Origin of the sequence: Streptomyces spongiicola, assembly GCF_003122365.1 — a bacterium.
In the GTDB taxonomy this organism is placed as follows: domain Bacteria; phylum Actinomycetota; class Actinomycetes; order Streptomycetales; family Streptomycetaceae; genus Streptomyces; species Streptomyces spongiicola.
This window is the reverse complement of record NZ_CP029254.1, coordinates 2,894,113-2,909,970: the sequence shown is the minus strand read 5'-3', so window position 1 is coordinate 2,909,970 and position 15,858 is coordinate 2,894,113. Positions and strand designations below refer to the sequence as shown.

Annotated in this window: 12 protein-coding genes and 1 pseudogene; 6 read left to right on the top strand and 7 right to left on the bottom strand. The window is 68.2% G+C overall.

What is annotated here, in order from left to right; genetic code table 11:
• Positions 1–78 precede the first annotated feature (78 nt).
• From DDQ41_RS12685 to DDQ41_RS12670, 3 genes are all read left to right on the top strand, one after another.
• Positions 79–1,071, top strand: a complete 993-nt coding sequence (locus DDQ41_RS12685) for an ABC transporter substrate-binding protein (protein WP_109294607.1) — start codon at positions 79–81, stop codon at positions 1,069–1,071.
• A gap of 503 nt (positions 1,072–1,574) precedes the next feature.
• On the top strand, positions 1,575–2,576 hold the full coding sequence (locus DDQ41_RS12675; RefSeq protein WP_162602784.1) for a FecCD family ABC transporter permease: 1,002 nt from the start codon (positions 1,575–1,577) through the stop codon (positions 2,574–2,576).
• Positions 2,577–2,611: 35 nt separating this feature from the next.
• On the top strand, positions 2,612–3,415 hold the full coding sequence (locus DDQ41_RS12670; protein WP_174720357.1) for an ABC transporter ATP-binding protein: 804 nt from the start codon (positions 2,612–2,614) through the stop codon (positions 3,413–3,415).
• A gap of 336 nt (positions 3,416–3,751) precedes the next feature.
• Here the strand turns inward: DDQ41_RS12670 and DDQ41_RS12665 are convergent, their stop codons facing one another.
• Positions 3,752–5,107, bottom strand: coding sequence for a macro domain-containing protein (locus DDQ41_RS12665; protein ID WP_109294604.1), 1,356 nt, complete (start codon positions 5,105–5,107; stop codon positions 3,752–3,754).
• 409 nt (positions 5,108–5,516) lie between these two features.
• On the opposite strand from DDQ41_RS12665, the gene DDQ41_RS12655 reads away from it, so the two are divergent.
• Positions 5,517–6,287 carry a macro domain-containing protein gene (locus DDQ41_RS12655; protein ID WP_245991538.1) on the top strand — a complete coding sequence of 257 codons (771 nt, stop codon included), beginning with the start codon at positions 5,517–5,519 and terminating at the stop codon, positions 6,285–6,287.
• Positions 6,288–6,488: 201 nt separating this feature from the next.
• Here the strand turns inward: DDQ41_RS12655 and DDQ41_RS12650 are convergent, their stop codons facing one another.
• The 6 genes from DDQ41_RS12650 to DDQ41_RS12620 all read right to left on the bottom strand — a co-directional run bounded on the left by DDQ41_RS12650 (position 6,489) and on the right by DDQ41_RS12620 (position 13,722).
• Positions 6,489–7,178: a TIR domain-containing protein gene (locus tag DDQ41_RS12650; protein ID WP_109294603.1), complete on the bottom strand. Its 690-nt coding sequence runs from the start codon at positions 7,176–7,178 to the stop codon at positions 6,489–6,491.
• A gap of 17 nt (positions 7,179–7,195) precedes the next feature.
• The gene (locus DDQ41_RS12645) at positions 7,196–8,791 is read right to left on the bottom strand and encodes a hypothetical protein (protein WP_109294602.1); all 1,596 of its coding nucleotides are present in this window, start codon (positions 8,789–8,791) and stop codon (positions 7,196–7,198) included.
• 55 nt (positions 8,792–8,846) lie between these two features.
• On the bottom strand, positions 8,847–9,635 hold the full coding sequence (locus DDQ41_RS31250) for a hypothetical protein (protein ID WP_162602669.1): 789 nt from the start codon (positions 9,633–9,635) through the stop codon (positions 8,847–8,849).
• 1,404 nt (positions 9,636–11,039) lie between these two features.
• A complete protein-coding gene (locus DDQ41_RS12630) occupies positions 11,040–11,486 on the bottom strand; it encodes a hypothetical protein (protein ID WP_109294599.1) in 447 nt (148 codons plus the stop codon).
• Between the two features lie 125 nt (positions 11,487–11,611).
• Positions 11,612–11,821, bottom strand: coding sequence for a KTSC domain-containing protein (locus DDQ41_RS12625; protein ID WP_109294598.1), 210 nt, complete (start codon positions 11,819–11,821; stop codon positions 11,612–11,614).
• The gene (locus DDQ41_RS12620) at positions 11,821–13,722 is read right to left on the bottom strand and encodes an ATP-dependent nuclease (RefSeq protein WP_109294597.1); all 1,902 of its coding nucleotides are present in this window, start codon (positions 13,720–13,722) and stop codon (positions 11,821–11,823) included. The genes DDQ41_RS12625 and DDQ41_RS12620 overlap by 1 nt, the downstream gene beginning before the upstream one ends.
• A 424-nt stretch (positions 13,723–14,146) precedes the next feature.
• On the opposite strand from DDQ41_RS12620, the pseudogene DDQ41_RS12615 reads away from it, so the two are divergent.
• Together DDQ41_RS12615 and DDQ41_RS31245 are read left to right on the top strand one after the other, a co-directional pair.
• Positions 14,147–14,758 (top strand): annotated as a pseudogene (locus DDQ41_RS12615) (tyrosine-type recombinase/integrase); the annotation flags it as partial.
• A gap of 582 nt (positions 14,759–15,340) precedes the next feature.
• A complete protein-coding gene (locus DDQ41_RS31245) occupies positions 15,341–15,481 on the top strand; it encodes a hypothetical protein (RefSeq protein WP_162602668.1) in 141 nt (46 codons plus the stop codon).
• Positions 15,482–15,858 lie beyond the last annotated feature (377 nt).

Below are 15,858 nucleotides of genomic sequence, written 5' to 3'. Positions count from 1 at the left end.
CGCCCCGTCCCGTCTACCCGAATCCGGCCACGCTCCGGACCACCGTCCGGACCGTGCCATGGTGAGAGGACCCACACCATGCGCAAGCGTCCCGTATCCCTGCTGACGGCCATGGCCGCCGCGGCCCTGCTGGTATCCGGCTGTGGCGGGAGCGCCACCCGGGACGACGCCGCCCAGGCCGCCGGCCCCGCCGCCGAGGGCTTCCCCGTGACCGTCGCCAACTGCGGTGTGAAGACGACCTACCAGCGGCCTCCGCAGCGCGCGGTGTCGTTGAACCAGCATGCGACCGAGGTCCTGCTGGCACTGGGACTGGAGAAGTCGATGGTGGGCACGGCATACCTCGACGACAGGATCCTCCCCGAGTACCAGGAGGCGTATGACGGCATCGAGGTCATCGCGGAGCAGTACCCGTCCTTCGAGGCGCTGCTGGCGGCGGAACCGGACCTCGCCTACGGCGGCTTCGCCAGCACCTTCGACGAGAAGGAGGGCCGTGGCCGCGCCGCCCTGTCCAAGGCCGGGATCAACTCCTACCTCAACATCGAGGAGTGCCCGACCGGGCCCGTGACGATGGCCGCGATGGACCGGGAGATCCGGAACGTGGCCAGGATCTTCGGTGTGCCGGATCGGGCCGAGCAGCAGCTGAGGAAGCTCCATGGCACGCTGGAGGCGGTGGAGGACAAGCTCGCCGGGGCCAAGCCGGTGGAGGTCTTCGTCTACGACAGTGGCGACAAGACCGCCTTCACCGCGGGCGGGGCGGGCGTCGGCAACGAGATGATCAAGCGGGCCGGTGGAGTGAACCTCTTCGCCGACCTGGACAAGGCGTTCGGCGACGTGTCGTTCGAGCAGGTGGCCGAGCGCATGCCCGAGGTCGTCGTCATCTACGACTACGGTGACCAGACGGTCGAGGACAAGAAGAGGTTCCTGCTGGCGAACCCGGCACTCAAGGACGTACCCGCCATCAAGAACCGGCGGTTCGCGGTACTCCCGCTGTCGTCCACGGTCCTGGGGGTCCGGGTACCCTCCGGCGTCGAGTCCCTGGCCCGCCAGATCCACCCGGAACGCTTCAAGTGACCCGCCCGACCGACCCGACCGACCCGACCGGCGCCGCCGGTGCGACGGGCGCGGCCGTTGCGACGGGCGCGGCCGTTGCGACGGGCGTGACCGGGGTGACGGGCGTGACCGGGGTGACGGGCGTGACCGGGGTGACGGGCGTGACCGGGGTGACCGGGGTGACCGGCGCGGGCGACCCGGCCCGGGCGGACGGCGTGACCGACCCGACCGGCGCGGCCGTTGCGGCCGAGGTGACCGCTACTGCCGATGTAACTGATGCGACTTCTGTGGCCGTGGCGGCCAGGGCCGCAAAAGTGACCAGAGCCTCGGGAGCGAGGGAAGCCTCGGGAGTGACGGAAGCCTCGGGAGTGACGGAAGCCGTGGGAGCCACCGCAGCCGTCGACGCGGCCCCAGCCGTCGACGCGGCCGAGCGGACGAAAGCCGCAGCCACCGGCAGGCCGGGCGCCCGGACGGCGCCCGGGGCGGCGGCCCCTGTCCCGGGCCGCCCCGGGGTCCCCTACCCGCTGGTGCTGGCGCTGCTGGGCGCGCTCGTCGTGGTCTCGGCCACGTTCGGGATCGCGACCGGGTCCATCAGCGTCCCCGCCGACCAGGTCTGGGGCATCCTGCTGCACCGGGTGCATCCGGCGCCGGCCGACCCGACCTGGACACCGGTCCGCGAGACGATCGTCATCGACGTCCGCCTCCCCCGCGTACTGCTGGCCGGCGTCGTCGGAGCGGGCCTGGCGGTGTCCGGGATGGCCCTGCAGGCGCTGGTGCGCAATCCCCTCGCGGACCCGATGCTGCTCGGGGTCTCGTCGGGGGCCTCGGTCGGTGCGGTGCTGGTCGTCGTCTTCAACCTCACCCTGTTCGGCGCGTTCTCCCTACCGGTGGCGGCGTTCCTCGGCGCACTCGCCGCCCTGGTCGCCGTCTACCTCCTCGCCCGGTCCGGCGGCCGGATGACCACCGTCCGGCTCGTGCTGGCGGGCGTGGCGACAGCCGAGGTGCTGTCCGCACTGGCGAGCTTCCTGATCGTCACCTCCGACGACCCGCACAAGACGCAGTCGGCGTTGCGCTGGATGCTCGGCGGACTGGCCGGCACCACCTGGACGGTGCTGTGGATCCCCGTCGGCGCCGTCCTGCTCGGTACGGCCGTCCTGCTCGGCGTGTGCCGTCCGCTCAACCTCCTGCTCGCGGGTGAGGAGGCCGCCGTGGCGCTCGGACTGGACGTGCACCGCTTCCGCGCCGCCCTGTTCACGCTCGTCGCCCTCATGATCGGCACCATCGTCGCGGTCAGCGGCCAGATCGGCTTCGTCGGCCTGATCATGCCGCACGTCGTACGGCTGCTCGTCGGCGCCGACCACCGCCGCGCCCTCCCCACCGCCGCACTGCTCGGCGCAGCGTTCCTCATCGCCGCCGATCTCGCCGCACGCACCGCCATGAGCCCCGAGGAGATCCCCGTGGGCATCCTCACCGCCCTGGTCGGCGGCCCCTTCTTCCTGTGGCTGATGCGACGGAGGACGACATGACGCAGACCACCGCGGCTGCGGCCGTGTTCACGGCGATGGCGCCCGGCACGCTCGCCGTGGAGGACGTCTCGGTCGTCGTGGGCGGACGGGCGCTGGTGGACCGGGCGTCGCTGCGGGTGGCCCCAGGCGAGGTGGTGGGGCTGGTCGGCCCCAACGGCGCAGGGAAGTCGACCCTGTTGCGTACGGTCTACCGGGCCCTGCGCCCCACTTCGGGAAGGGTGCTGCTGGACGACGAGGACGTCCGGCGGATGCCCGGCAGGAGCCTGGCGCGCCGACTCGCGGCGGTCCTCCAGGAGTCCGCGGGCGACTTCGACCTCTCGGTGTACGACGTCGTGGCCATGGGCCGCACCCCGCACAAGCGGCCCTTCGACGGAGACGACGCCGACGATCGCGCCGTCATCACCGCCGCGCTGGACGTACTCGGCGCAGCCGATCTCGCCCACACCCCCTTCACCCGGCTGTCGGGAGGCGAGAAGCAGCGGGTGCTCATCGCCCGTGCGCTCGCCCAGCGCGCGGGAACCATGGTGCTGGACGAACCGACCAACCACCTCGATCCACGCCACCAACTCGACACCCTGCACCTGGTCCGCCGGCTGGGAGTGACGGCCGTCGTCGCACTCCACGACCTCAACCTGGCCGCCGCCTTCTGCGACCGGATCTGTGTGATGGACGGCGGCCGCGTCGTGACCACCGGGACCCCCGCCGACGTCCTCACCCCCGAACTGCTCGCCGACGTCTACCGCGTCGACGCCGAGGTGACCGGGCACCCCCGGACCGGCGTCCCGCACGTCACCCTGCTGACCGGCGGCCCACGGGGGAGGGGTGCTTCGGCGGTCTGACCCGTCCGGTGGCGGTTGTGTCGCCGAGCCGTGGACCGCCGCCGGGACCGGGACCGGTGCCACCGGGACCGGTGCCACCGGGACCGGTGCCGCCGGGACCGCCGCCACCGGGACCGCGACCGGTGCCGCCGGGACCGCCCCGGAATCGGATCGGAAGCGGTTGGCGGGTACCTGCGGAAGCGACCGGGATGGTCTCGTGGACCGCGATGAGGCCGGGCACAGCGGCGCGTGGTCCGGACGGCGGGGAGCCCGCGAAGGGGGAGCTGGGGAGAGATGCGGAGCAGCCCGCCGTCCCGGGGAACACGTCCGAGCCCTGGCCCGGCCTCGCCTTCGCCGTCAGTCCGCCGCGCGCGAGCCGGGTACGAGGTCCTGGAAGCGCTGCTCCACCGGGGTCAGGTCGGTCCTGGCCAGGTCCTGGGGCCGGATGACGACCCGGAGTTCGGGGGTCAGGGCGGGAAGCCGGGCGCAGGCGTCGATGAACGAATCCACGATCAGGGCGACCAGCTGGCCCCGGTCCAGATCCGTGACACGGGCCAGCCCGGAACCGATCAGGGGGATGGCGACGGGCTTGAACAGGCCGTGAACCGCCACCGAGGCCCACAGGTTCTCCAGGCCCAGCCGCAGATCACGGTCGCTGGATCTGGCCACCAGGTCGTTGCCGAGCTGCGAGTAGGCGATGGCGAACACCCGCCGTCCGTCGACCGGCACCGCCACGGTGGTACCGACCGGGTAGCGTACCCGCCGGCCCAGCGGCTTGGACCGGGCGGTCTCGGTGCCCACCGCCTTCGTCTTGCGCAGCCCCGCCCGAAGCTTGTCGTCCAGCAGGCGGCGCCGTCCTGCGAACAGGCGGTCGACGAGCTGGCTCTGCACGCTCTCGCGACTGATCACGAGATCCTCGGCGGTCTCGGTGTCGAAGGTGTCGGAGAACCCGACCACCAGGTTGCAGTCCTCCTGGTCGAACAGGTCGCCGCGCAACAGCACCACATCGGTCCGCTGACCCGGCAACGGCACCCGGTGCCTGAGCAGTTCGTCGCCGTGCCGGGCGCGGAGCTGGGCACGGAGCGCGTCGAGCACACGGGCCGCCTCCGCGTCGTCGGGGTGTTCGTAGGCGATCAGCTCGGCGATCGGGAGTGCGAGCTCCGGGCGCCCCAGGTCCATCTGCGCACGCACCAGTTCGCGCCGGGCCGACTCCTGGAGGCCGGTCAGGCGGCGCACGAAGGACACCGCGAACCCCTCGCCGCTCACCTCGGCCAGCGGCCTGCCGCGCACCAGGGACAGTGCCTCGGCCAGCCGGTGCGCGGCGGTTGCCGGCGGGGCGAGCAGGGCGTCGCCGACTATCGCGGTGAACCGCGAGCTGTCCAGCTCCTCGGGCCGCAGCACCAGGCGGTAGGCGGTCTCCGGACCCTGCACGGTGACCTGCTGCTCGGTACGCAGGATGCTCGTTCCGGCAGCGTCCCGCCCGGGTGCCAGGGCCCGCCGCAGCTCCAGTACCCGTTTCTGGACCTCGTTGCGGTTGCGCTGGTCCAGATGGCGGGGCTCGTCCGCGAGCCCCCATACGTCGCGCCGCAGTTGCCGCACCGGCACTGCCTCGCCCTCGGCCGCCACCAGCCGGAGCAGCAGCCGTATGGTCAGCGGTGTCAGCCGGATCGGAATCCGGTCGACTTCGAGCTGGACCGGACCCAGGATCTTCACTCGGACACGCGCTTCCGCACCGGCCATCCCCGTCGCCCCCCGGTGGTTGTGCATCACTCTGCGTCATGCACTGGTGACCGGAAGATTAGCATCAGGTCGTGGGACAACCGTGAGTTCGGGTGATTCCGGTGGTCCGGACCCGAGGGATCCGGTAAGGTCCCCCGACTCATCCCGGCCGCGACCGGTGCCGCGCCTCCGCCCGCGTCCGCGACGCCGGCCGACTCGCCCCCGCCCCCGTCTGCGCCCCCGTCTGCGTCTGCGCCCCCGCCCTCGTCTGCCTCTGTCTCTGCGTCTGTCCCTGCGTCTGCGTCTGCGTCTGCGTCTGCCGCGTGGCACGCGGCGCGCCCGCCAGGTCTTCGTACGCGACACGATGGTGGCGTTCGGCGGGCTGTCCGCCGTACTACAGGTCGTGGGTCCGTTCGTGCCGCACATCGGTTCCGGCGCGGTCGTCGGGCTGTCGGTGGGGGCGTGCCTGGGCTGGGGACTGATGCGGGCCCGTCCGGCGGCCCGGGTGCAGCAGGAGTTCCGGCGGCCGGACATGGCGGTGGTCGTCGAGGCGGGCGACCTCTTCGACCAGCCGGCCCATCTCGTCGTCGGGTTCAGCGACACCTTCGACACCCTCTCGGCCGGCGGCCGGGTCATCCACGACGAGAGCCTGCAAGCCCAACTGCTGGACCGCGGATACGGCGGTGACGTGCCCCGGCTGGACGCGGAGCTGAGCGCGGCGCTCGCCCCGGTCGAGCCCGTGGCGCGCGAGGAGCGGGCGGACAAGCCGCTCGGGAAGCTCGACCGCTACCCGATCGGCACGGTGGCGGTGCTGGGCTCTCGACCGCGGCTGGTGTTCGGTGTGGCCTACAGCCGGATCGGCAACGACTATGTGGCGGCCTCCGGCGTGGAGGACCTGTGGCGGGGCCTCGGCGGGCTGTGGGACGCGCTGGGCGCGCATGCGCAACTGGACCGGGTGGCCATGCCGCTGGTCGGCTCCGGGCTGGCGCGTCTGGGCTATCTCGACCGGGACAGCCTGCTCCGGCTGATCCTGGTGTCGTTCGTGGCCCGCTCCCGGGAGAGCGCGATCTGCCGTGAACTGCGCGTGGTGATACGGCCTGAGGACCTGGAGAGAATCGACATGCGCGAGCTGGCCGCGTTCCTGGACGCCCTGGCGTCGGACCCGGAACGGTAGCGTACGGGCGGCATGCGGACGGCATGCGGACGGAACGGTGGCGTACGCGCGGCGCACGCGCAGGACGGTGGCATACGCGCGGCGCACGCGCGGAACGGTGGCGTACGGGCGGCATGCGGACGGCGTACGAGTGGCGCGGATGCGTCCCTCGGGCGGTGTGCGAGGGGGCGGAACCCGGCGTCCCGCCCCTCCCGTCGTCCGTCAGGCCAGTCGGTGGTAGGCCGCCAGGTTCGTGAAGTGTGAGATGTCGCGCCAGTCCGGCCGGGTGTCGTCGAGGTCGCACTGGGCGCCCTTGAGGCGTTCGACGATCTTCGAGATGGCGGCCTCGGAGCCGTCGAAGTGGACCACGTTGCGGCCGGCGAGGTCCGCGGCGGGCCGTACCTGGCCGACCTGCACGATGATCGTCCGCTCCGGGTAGGCCATCAGCGCCATACCGAGTTCGATCAGCACGTTCTGGCGGGGCTGCCCGGTCAACTGAACCTCGTAGGGGGCCTCGTTGAACCCCATCAGATGAGGATGGAGCATGGCGACGTCGTCCGGGGTGAGCAGCACGAGCGCTGCCTGCGCCTGCGAGAGCGCCTTCTCGACGACCTGGCCGAGGAACGGCGCCGTACCCCCGGAGGCCCGAACCAGCCGCTCCCACTCCAGCGGGCGCAGGTCGAGCCGGCGCAGCAGCCCGAACATCGCCGTGCGCACCTGTTCGTCGCGGCCGTGCACGACGAAGACGCTGCGGCTGCGGCTGTGGTCCGCTTGCGCCTGGGCCGCGCGGGCAGCCTCCTGCGCGGCGTCCGGCTGCTGCTGCGGAGTGTTGTAGACCTTGTACTCGAAGCCGCTGTTCCGGCCGCCGAACACGTTCTGGTTGTTGTCGCCGAAGTTGTGGCCCTGACTCATGATCGCTTCCTTGCCCGTCATGATGGACGGCTGATCGGGGGCTGGTAGTTGTAGGTGAAGCCGCTGTTCTGGCCGCCGAACACGTTCTGGCTGTTGTCGCCCAGCAGGATGTTGGTCTGCGCCCGGTCGTGCTCGGCGAGGTCCACGTCGTGGTCGTCGAGGAACGCGCGGATGTTCTGGAGCAGCCGGCGCTCGACGATCTCCATGTACTTGGTCGCGTCGGCGTGCTGGAAGAAGTGGTGGTAGGCCTCGCTGGTGGCCAGCTCCCTGACGCTGGCCACGGCACCGCAGTTGAACCACGGGTTGACGTAGCGGCCGAGCGCGAACTCACTGGTGTCCGGCGCCTGGTCCGCCTGCAGCAGCTCGGCCATCACCCTCCTGGCCCTTCTGGCGTGCCAGGGCCGGACCCACGGGACCGTCCACGCCGGCAGGAACCGCACGGGGATCAGCCACAGCGGCCACAGGGACAGTGCGACGGACCAGCGAATCGCGGTCATGGACATGTCCCAGGCCACCCGCACGGCCAGCCGCCCGTCGATGGCGGCGGGCAACTGGTCGACGAGGTGGAAGTCCTTCACGAGCGGGCCGAGCACATAGGTGTAGAACTCGGTGTGCAGAGTGTTGCCCCTGATGTCGAACCCGACGAACATCGAGGTCACCAGCTCCTCGTCCCACGACCCGACCCGCACGCACAGGTACTCGCGGGCGGCGTCGTAGTCCTCGCGCCAGTGGATGCCGGGCAGGTCGTCCACGCCGGGCAGTTCGGACCAGGCGGTACCGGTGGAGCGGTCGTTGGAGCGGATCGCGGTGGCGTAGTGGCGCCGCTCGACCGTCAGCCCGTGGATCCGCTCGTCGGGGCGGGCCTCGTCGCGAAGATCCGCGTTCATCCGGGCGGCGACCTGGCTGGTGATGTCGCGCACGGTGAACGGCACGACCTGCCTGCGCTCGACGGTGTCGAGGTCGGGCGGCAATCCGTTCTCGCTCTTGCGCGCCATGATCCGGGTCTTCGGCGCGCCCAGCAGCAACTGCGCGCTGGACCAGTCGCGCACCGGCAGGCCCGCGCCGACGAAGGGCCGGTAGCCGCCGTAGAAGACCATTCCGCTGCGGCTGGCCTGCTCTTGGTCGATCTTGTGGACGAGTCCGACGGGCAGTTTCTCGTGCGACGGGCACGCGCCGTCGAAGCCGCCGTCCGGCCCGGTCTCCCGCAGCCGGGTCATCAGGATGTGCAGGGTGACGATCCTGCGCAGATAGGCCGCCGCCCACGGCAGCCAGAGCAGCACGAGGACGCCGAGGGACCCGTTGAGCACCCCGGTGCTCATCAGCAGCAGGACCGCGGCCGCGGTGCCGGCCGCCGCCGCCCACTGGACGCGGTGCAGCCGGCGTGCGGCGAGGGCGTGGGCGAGGACCGACACCGCGTCGTACCCGAAGGACGGCGCGACGACCCGGAAGCGGTTGTCCAGCAGTTCCCGGATGACGGCCTTCCGGTATCCGGGATCGAGGTAGCTGCCGGCCGACAGCAGCCGGGTGGCTCTGCTGCGCGCGTACTCGCGCTGTTTCGGCGGCCTCTGCGGCGGTGGGCCGGGTGGTCGGGGGGCGAGTTCTTCTGTGGCCATGGTGGTTCGCGCTCCGCTCGTGTGGGTGCGGCTCTCCGGGCGGGCCCGGTGGGTGTCAGTCGGTCCTGGTGGCCTTGCCGCCGGTGATCACACCACCGCGGACGGTGTAGACGGCGTCGTACGAGTGGGTGGTGCCGTCGACCTGGAGGGCCTCGATGGTCAGCCGCACCCTGGTGCCCTGCACGGACGTGATGCCGATGGTGTCCCGCTCGGTGGTGGCGTAGCCCGCGACGAAGCGGTCGTAGCGGGACTCCAGGTTCCTTCCGCCGAGCGCCCAGGCGGTCCGGTAGTCGCGGTCGTTGATCGCATCGAAGAAGGCGGTGACGACGTCGCCCGGCCCGCCGGTCGCGCTCGCGGTCGGGGTGCCGGGGATGCTCCCCGTCGGGTAGGCGTAGCCGCCGTCCCACCCGCTGCCGGTCGCGGTCGCCTCGGGGGTGCTGCCGGCGTCCCGTGCACCGGTGCCGTCGTACGGCCACGCGGGTGCCGACGTCGAGGGCGCGCGGGTCGGCTCGTCGGCCGTGGTTCCGCGGTCCGGGCCGAAGGTGTCCGAACCGAAGAGGCCGGACCCCGACGACCCCGAGGACCCCGACGACCCCGACGACCCCGATGACCCTGACGATCCCGACGACCCGTACGACGCGGACGGGTCGGAGCGCGCGGCCAGGCTGCCCAGCAGGACCACCGCCATGGCCAGCAGCAGGGGCGTGGCGATGACCGCCAGCCCCCAGTTGCGGACGGGGCCGCTCGGCGGTATCAGCCCCGGGGCGCGATAGGTGGGCGGCGAGCGGTGCGTGGACGGCGGGTCGGGACGTTCGGCATACGGTGTCAGCCCTGGGACGTTCATGTGTTTCTCCAGAGGTCACGGCAGTGCGGCGCGCCCGCTCCGAATGCCCGAGGCGGTCCGTACCGTACGTGCGTACGCGACGGGGCCCGCCGCGGGGGCGACGGTGGACAGCGGTGCGCGGAATGGCGGTTGACGCCTCCGATGCGACCAGCGCCGGCGCTTCCGTGCCCAGAACCGATCCGCTTCCGATCCGCTTCCGGACCGCTCCTGGCGCCCTCAGGACCGGTCGGCGGCGCCGGTCACGACATCCCCGGGACCCGGAGTGGGCCGTCTCCGGCGCAGCAGCCGCGCAACGACCGGATCAAGGAGTGCACCAGTGCCCGGCTCTACGGTGGTGCGCCACCTCCGGGATCCCGGTCCTGCGTTCGACAGAAGTCGGTTCGCCTAAAGATGCAAAGTGGGCCATGACCTGCAGCTTCATCGCCTCACGCCCGAATTGCCCGTGTCTCTAGGCGCTGACATTCCCGCTGGTCAAGGAGTTGGCGAGAGAGGCATGATTCTCTGACAATGCCACAAGATCCGAGGGTGATTCATCACCTTTCGCCACTTTTGCGGGCTTGCCTCGGCGTAGCGCGATGGGGCTAGAAACCCGCTATGTGATCGGATAGCGTGGTTGCAACGCCCCAGCATCAAGGGGCCCTTGGCGGTCATCACCGCGCTGACCAGCAAGAATGTCAGAGCCTAGAGACACGCCCCCTCTCCATGACCTAGTGCATCCTCCCTGGTCAGACCTCACCTTGTGACTCTAGGTGATGGGAATTCTGTCGAACCCAGGCCGGTGAGGGCAGCACCTTGGCGGTGGTCGGTGCCAGCACTCGGGAGCCGGTGACACGCATGCGTCACCACCGCCGTGCGGCGCGAGCCGATCCATCACCACATAACAGCCGCCGGGGCCTTGCCATCGCGGAATGACCGGGAGCCGTGATCCGTGAGAGACCGGGTGGCGCGGGGTCGTAGTGGCACATCCGTGGCACGGCCGCGATCATGCGAAAGGGCCAGTTCGAGGAGGTCGCTCCTTTGAACTGGCCCTTCTGGCTGTGCCCCCGGCAGGATTCGAACCTGCGACACCCGCTTTAGGAGTTCGATCAAACCCCGGCCCGGTCAGGCCTCGCCTCGTGCGTCGGTGCCGTCCGCGACCGTTGTGTGTCGCTCTTATCCGGGGTCGTTGATGTCAGCGTTGGATGTCAGCGGAGCAGCTCCGGCACCGGACAGGCATCCAAAGGCTCATCCGGTCGATCGGCCCAGCGCCACCAGACATGCTGACCAGCGCATCTCCATAGCGTGCGACACGTCCGCCGGCCATAGTCCTCCCGCTTGGAGAGGACGATGCCGCCGGACTTCATGGGGTGGCTGCATTCGGGACACGCCGGGGCATCGATGACTTCCTCGTCGCCCCAGTGTGGCTCACTCATCCCCGTCCCTGTTCAGATACAGCGGGGAGGAGAGGTCCGTGTCCAGGTCCAGGAACCACATGGTGACGGCGTGCTCGAACTTCGCGCAGGCGTTGAGGTGTTGGGCGGTGAGGTGGCCGACGTACCGGGCGGCGGCCGCGCTGTGCCGGGCGGACTCGTCGGTGCTGGTCGGCAGGTCATTCTCCAACGAGAGGATCGCCAGCCACCAGCGGTTGAGGAGGTCGGTAGAGAACGAGTGCAGCATTTCGCGGGCTTCGCCAACTCCGTGTTCGGACGCGAGGCGGCGGATCCCATCGGCGTCGAAGCCCGTGAAGGCGATGTCCGGGATGCCGGACAGGTCTTCGCGGAAGCAGGCAATCGCCTTCAGCTCGGCCGCGGTGAATGGGTCGGTCCCAGACTCGTACTTGGACAGGTCGTCAATGCCGGTGCCAGCCATCATCGTGCTCCTTCGGTGGCGCTACGGGGGTGGGACGGGGGGCAGCCGAGCCAGTAACACAGGTGCAGCCTCGGCCGCACCTGGTAGCGAGGAGTACGACAGCGCTCGTCAGGGGCCCACACAAAGCATCAGGCGACCTTTCGGTATGCATAGCAATCTCTGATGGCACGCGCGAAGTAACGCCCGTGACTCGGAGCCGCCATCAATTCCATGTAGATGTGCTCCGGCACGGCATCATACTGATAGACGCCGGAGGAGAACTCAATCTCAAGCAGCATCGTTGCCGCCTCGTAGCCAATAGAGGCGATACTAGATGATGCCACAGGTGATCTATTCATCACTGGCCCTCCCTGGCCATCGCTTTTACGTTTTCGATGATCTGCTTGATCACGATCGGCGGTTCCCCTTCAGCTTCGATCGAAGCCCTCGCGTACGTGTATGAATTCTTTTCGCTGTAGCCGAGGCCGGACTCAATGAGTTCATTGATCTTGACCCCCCACTCAGGCCATTCATTACTGATTAGCTCTTCGAGACGGTCAGCGAAAACGGCGAAGTCGCTTTCCGCGTGAGTCGGCGGCCAATCGGGCTTATTATGGTGACCGAGGTACAAGAATAGTCGGTGATTCTCGGTTCTCTCCGAAATCTCCGCATTCCAGATATCGCGCTGAGTCCTCCCCTTCTGCTCCATGCGAACGCCAACTCCGGAATCGGCGTCAAATACTACAAAGCATGGAATGCCGAGTAGATTCAGAATTGCGTGATTCAAGTAAATCGCCGTCTTGTTGCCGGCGTCCGCTACGTGAATCCCTTCGACGGCCAAAGGGCAGCCGCTGCGCGTAGCGCATCCTTCCAGCACGGCCTTATCTGTGTCGCCTTCTACGAGTACTACAGCGGATGCAAATAGAGCCTCGGCCAGACGGTGGAGAATAGCTGCACCGATCTGTTTTCTCACACGGTCTTCCGGAACGAAGCCGGAGAGTGCTTCTAATACGTCCTCGACTCGGACATGTGCGATTGAGATGGCCCGCTCGAAGCTCCCCTTACCGACTCTACTTATGCGCCGAATCTCATGGAAATGATGAGGATCCACGAAAATTGGGTTGTGAGTGGCGTAGGCCACCTGGGCTCTCTGGTTAGGGTCTTCTGCGATTTTTCGCAAAACTTGAGAGAAGGCGCGCGCTTGAACAGGGTGCTGGTATAGCTCGGGTTCTTCGATGGCCAGGCACACAGCCTTGGAGCGAGGCCCCTCGCTACCTCTATCCGAAAGGAGCTTCAGGGCAGCGATAATCATCGCTCGCTGAAATCCATGCCCTTGACGCTCGACGCCAGTCTCAACAGGGCCGTCTAAAATACTGACCTTGAATGATGCTTTAACGGGCTTGTGTGAGCTTTCCACAGGAGAGACAAGGACGTCTCGGCCAGCAGAGAAAACCTCCACGGCTTTGGTTAGTTCCTTGGAAATCAGCTCAAGCTGTGGGCCGAAGTTTTTTGTCGAAATCTGGGCACGCTCAAGATTCAGGCGAGCGTCCAGTTCCGCTAGCTCTGTATCCGCGACTCGCCTGTCTACGGCGCGCTCGATAATTCGGCCGAAAATTGCAGAGCGAGTGTCAGTCGACTCCTCAAGGGCGCGCAGATCTGCGCTAACCAAGATAAACTCAAAGAGGCTGGATAGTTTGCCTTTCCCGGCGAACCCGAAAAAGTTTGTAGCTTGGATCTCGGACTCTTCGAGTTGGTCGGGATGGTTTCTCTCCCAGACGATCATCGCTTCGTCTACTAGAGCTTCGCTTCCGGCAGAAGGAAGAGAAAGTTCGGGACGCTCCTCGCGAAGTGTGTTGTAAGCTTTACGCTTCGTGGTCGCGCTAAGCTGGCTCCGGACCAACTCGAACGGAGGGAAGGTCAGCCCCTTGCCCGTGATCTTATCTTCGCCGTTTTGCCATGTGCGCCGAATCAGTACACTATCCACCCCTTCGGGGGCGTAGTACCCGAGTTCATTGCGATCGTCTGGCGTAAGCGAATCGAATTCGACCTCGACGAGGATCCTGCTGCCTTTAGCGTTAACGCAGAGGTCGTCGACGCTTAGGCTCGTGCCCTTTTCGCCATTGAAAAACCAATCGAGTGCACGCAAGATCGTGGACTTGCCGACACCGTTGGGGCCGATAATTGAAGTGACGTTGTCGAAGCGCACTTCAGCTAGCTGGAGGCAGCGGAAGTTCTCAATCCGCGCCCGGATCATCCTCATGGTTCATGGTGATCCCACCCGCGCTTCACAAGCAACCCGTTTCTGCACATTGGTAACAACAGTTCACTCCTCGAACATCAGCCCTATTATTGGTGTGTGCTGCAGACGGTCGGGGGAGGGGCTTTGGGCTGGAGCTGCTTTGGCGCGAGTGATCATGGCCCCGTAAGCTTCCGGCGCGTCGGGTGGTCTGTGGACCTGCCCGGTAAAGCACGACGTTGGGGTCATGATCTTCGAGGCTCGCGCCAAAGTGGCTGCCTAAAGCCGTGGAGCCGACCGCCCCAGCCACGACGCACCCCTTCTCTGGCATCAGGTGGCTGATTGCTGCGAGCGCGGTGCGGGCGCTGGCCGGGCTGGAGCGGGGCGGAGACAGGAGTGCAGGCCCGGCCGGGGGCCGGGCCGCGGGCGGGGAGCGAAGCGAGCCGCACTTGATTTCCTGGCGGCGTCCCGGCCTGACCCGCTCTACGCGGCCCTCGTGCTCGCCATCGCCATGGGGCTCCGCCGGGGAGAGATCGTGGACCTGCGCTGGTCGGACGTCGACCTTGACCACCGCGTCCTCTATGTCCGCCAGCAGACGCAGCGACGCCGGGGCATCCTGTACGACGACGATCCCAAGAGCCGTCGTCGCCGTGCCGTCCCGCTGCCCGCGCTCTGCATCGCACCGCTGCGCTGGCACCGGATGCGGCAGGCGGTGGATCGGGCAAAGGCGGGGGAGACCTGGGGCAAGTCGGACTACGTCTTCACCACCCGCACCGGTCGCCCGGTGGAGCCGCGGAACCTGTACCGCTCCTTCACCCGCGTCGCCCGGTCCGCCGGCCTCCGGGTTATCCGGCTGCACGACGCCCGGCACGGCACGGCCACGCTCCTCACGGCGGCCGGAGTCGCGCCCCGTGTCGTGATGGAGATCCTCGGACACTCGCAGATCAGCATCACCATGGAGGTCTACACCCACGTCGTCCAGGACACGCAGCGCGAGGCCATGAGTCACATGGACCGGCTGCTCAGGAAGCGGCGCCCTGGTCGTCCTGATCGTGAGTGATCGCCCGCGTTGATGTCAGACGTGGATGTCAGAAGGGGCTCACCTACGAAAATTTGTAGGTGAGCCCCTTCTGAACTGGTGCCCCCGGCAGGATTCGAACCTGCGACACCCGCTTTAGGAGAAAGCCAAGATCGCTTTTGGCTCGCTCGGGCGGTGGGTGGCGCTGACCAGGCCGGACGCCGCGAGCGTGCTCAGTTGGCCGCGCTTACGGTATCTGACCTGCGAGGATTCTGCTCCCGTCGCGTCCCGAACGGTCCCGATCGCTCCCGCGCCGTCCTACGCACTACGTCCCCGCTGTGTCCCCGACGGTCCCTCATGTCCCCGCCCTGTCCCCGTGGCGTCCCCGCCGAAGCCGTTCGGGGACGGAGGCTCACCTGCGCGACTTCGACGCCCTGATCGGATACCTGGTTCGGTTCCGTGAGCACCGCTTGCCCTTCGCGGCGCGGGTTCACTTCCTCGGTCGCCTGGAAGGGCGGTGGACCTCGGCCTTGATGAAGGGGGTTGCGCGGCTAACCCCGCGGTCCTTCATCGTCGGCCTCGGCCCCGCTGACGGGTGCCGTGTCGATGTGATGGAGGAAGAACATGAAGGCCGAACGCACCGCGATTGCCGCACTGGGCGCCGTGGTTGCAGGGATCACCGCCGTGTCGTATCCCGCGCTCATCCCGGCGATGACGCTGGCCGTCGCCGTGTGGGTGGCACTCGCTCTGTACCTCAAGGTTTGAACCAGCCCTGCCACGACAGTTGGAGGAGAGAGAAATGAACCCTGACCGCTCTGATGCATCTGGCCAGGCAGAGCCGCCCATCACGACTTGGGCGGACGTCGACGCGCCTTCGGCCCTCGGTGACCCTCCGCCGGGTTGGGGAGACGACGATGACGCGCCTCGTGTCCTCATTGACCCTCTACCGGTCGCCGGCTGGGCGAGCCCCGATGATGTGCCGTCGGCGCTCGAGATTCTGGATGGCGACGAAACAGAGGGGGCATGAGCGAAGGGCGGCCCGGGCATGAGTCTGGGCCGCCCTTGCGGTCACGTGTCTTCTTGGACGAGGCACAGCGTCAGGTGTCCACTGTGCCCAATTTGAGGCGATCTCGGGGCCGTTC

Bases quoted from the DNA above. Each gene is read 5' to 3' on its own strand.
- DDQ41_RS12625 (WP_109294598.1), bottom strand. From the start codon at position 11,821: ATGAATAGATCACCTGTGGCATCATCTAGTATCGCCTCTATTGGCTAC.
- DDQ41_RS12670 (WP_174720357.1), top strand. From the start codon at position 2,612: ATGGCGCCCGGCACGCTCGCCGTGGAGGACGTCTCGGTCGTCGTGGGC.
- DDQ41_RS31250 (WP_162602669.1), bottom strand. From the start codon at position 9,635: ATGAACGTCCCAGGGCTGACACCGTATGCCGAACGTCCCGACCCGCCG.
- DDQ41_RS12645 (WP_109294602.1), bottom strand. From the start codon at position 8,791: ATGGCCACAGAAGAACTCGCCCCCCGACCACCCGGCCCACCGCCGCAG.
- DDQ41_RS31245 (WP_162602668.1), top strand. From the start codon at position 15,341: ATGAAGGCCGAACGCACCGCGATTGCCGCACTGGGCGCCGTGGTTGCA.
- DDQ41_RS12650 (WP_109294603.1), bottom strand. From the start codon at position 7,178: ATGAGTCAGGGCCACAACTTCGGCGACAACAACCAGAACGTGTTCGGC.
- DDQ41_RS12685 (WP_109294607.1), top strand. From the start codon at position 79: ATGCGCAAGCGTCCCGTATCCCTGCTGACGGCCATGGCCGCCGCGGCC.
- DDQ41_RS12620 (WP_109294597.1), bottom strand. From the start codon at position 13,722: ATGAGGATGATCCGGGCGCGGATTGAGAACTTCCGCTGCCTCCAGCTA.
- DDQ41_RS12630 (WP_109294599.1), bottom strand. From the start codon at position 11,486: ATGATGGCTGGCACCGGCATTGACGACCTGTCCAAGTACGAGTCTGGG.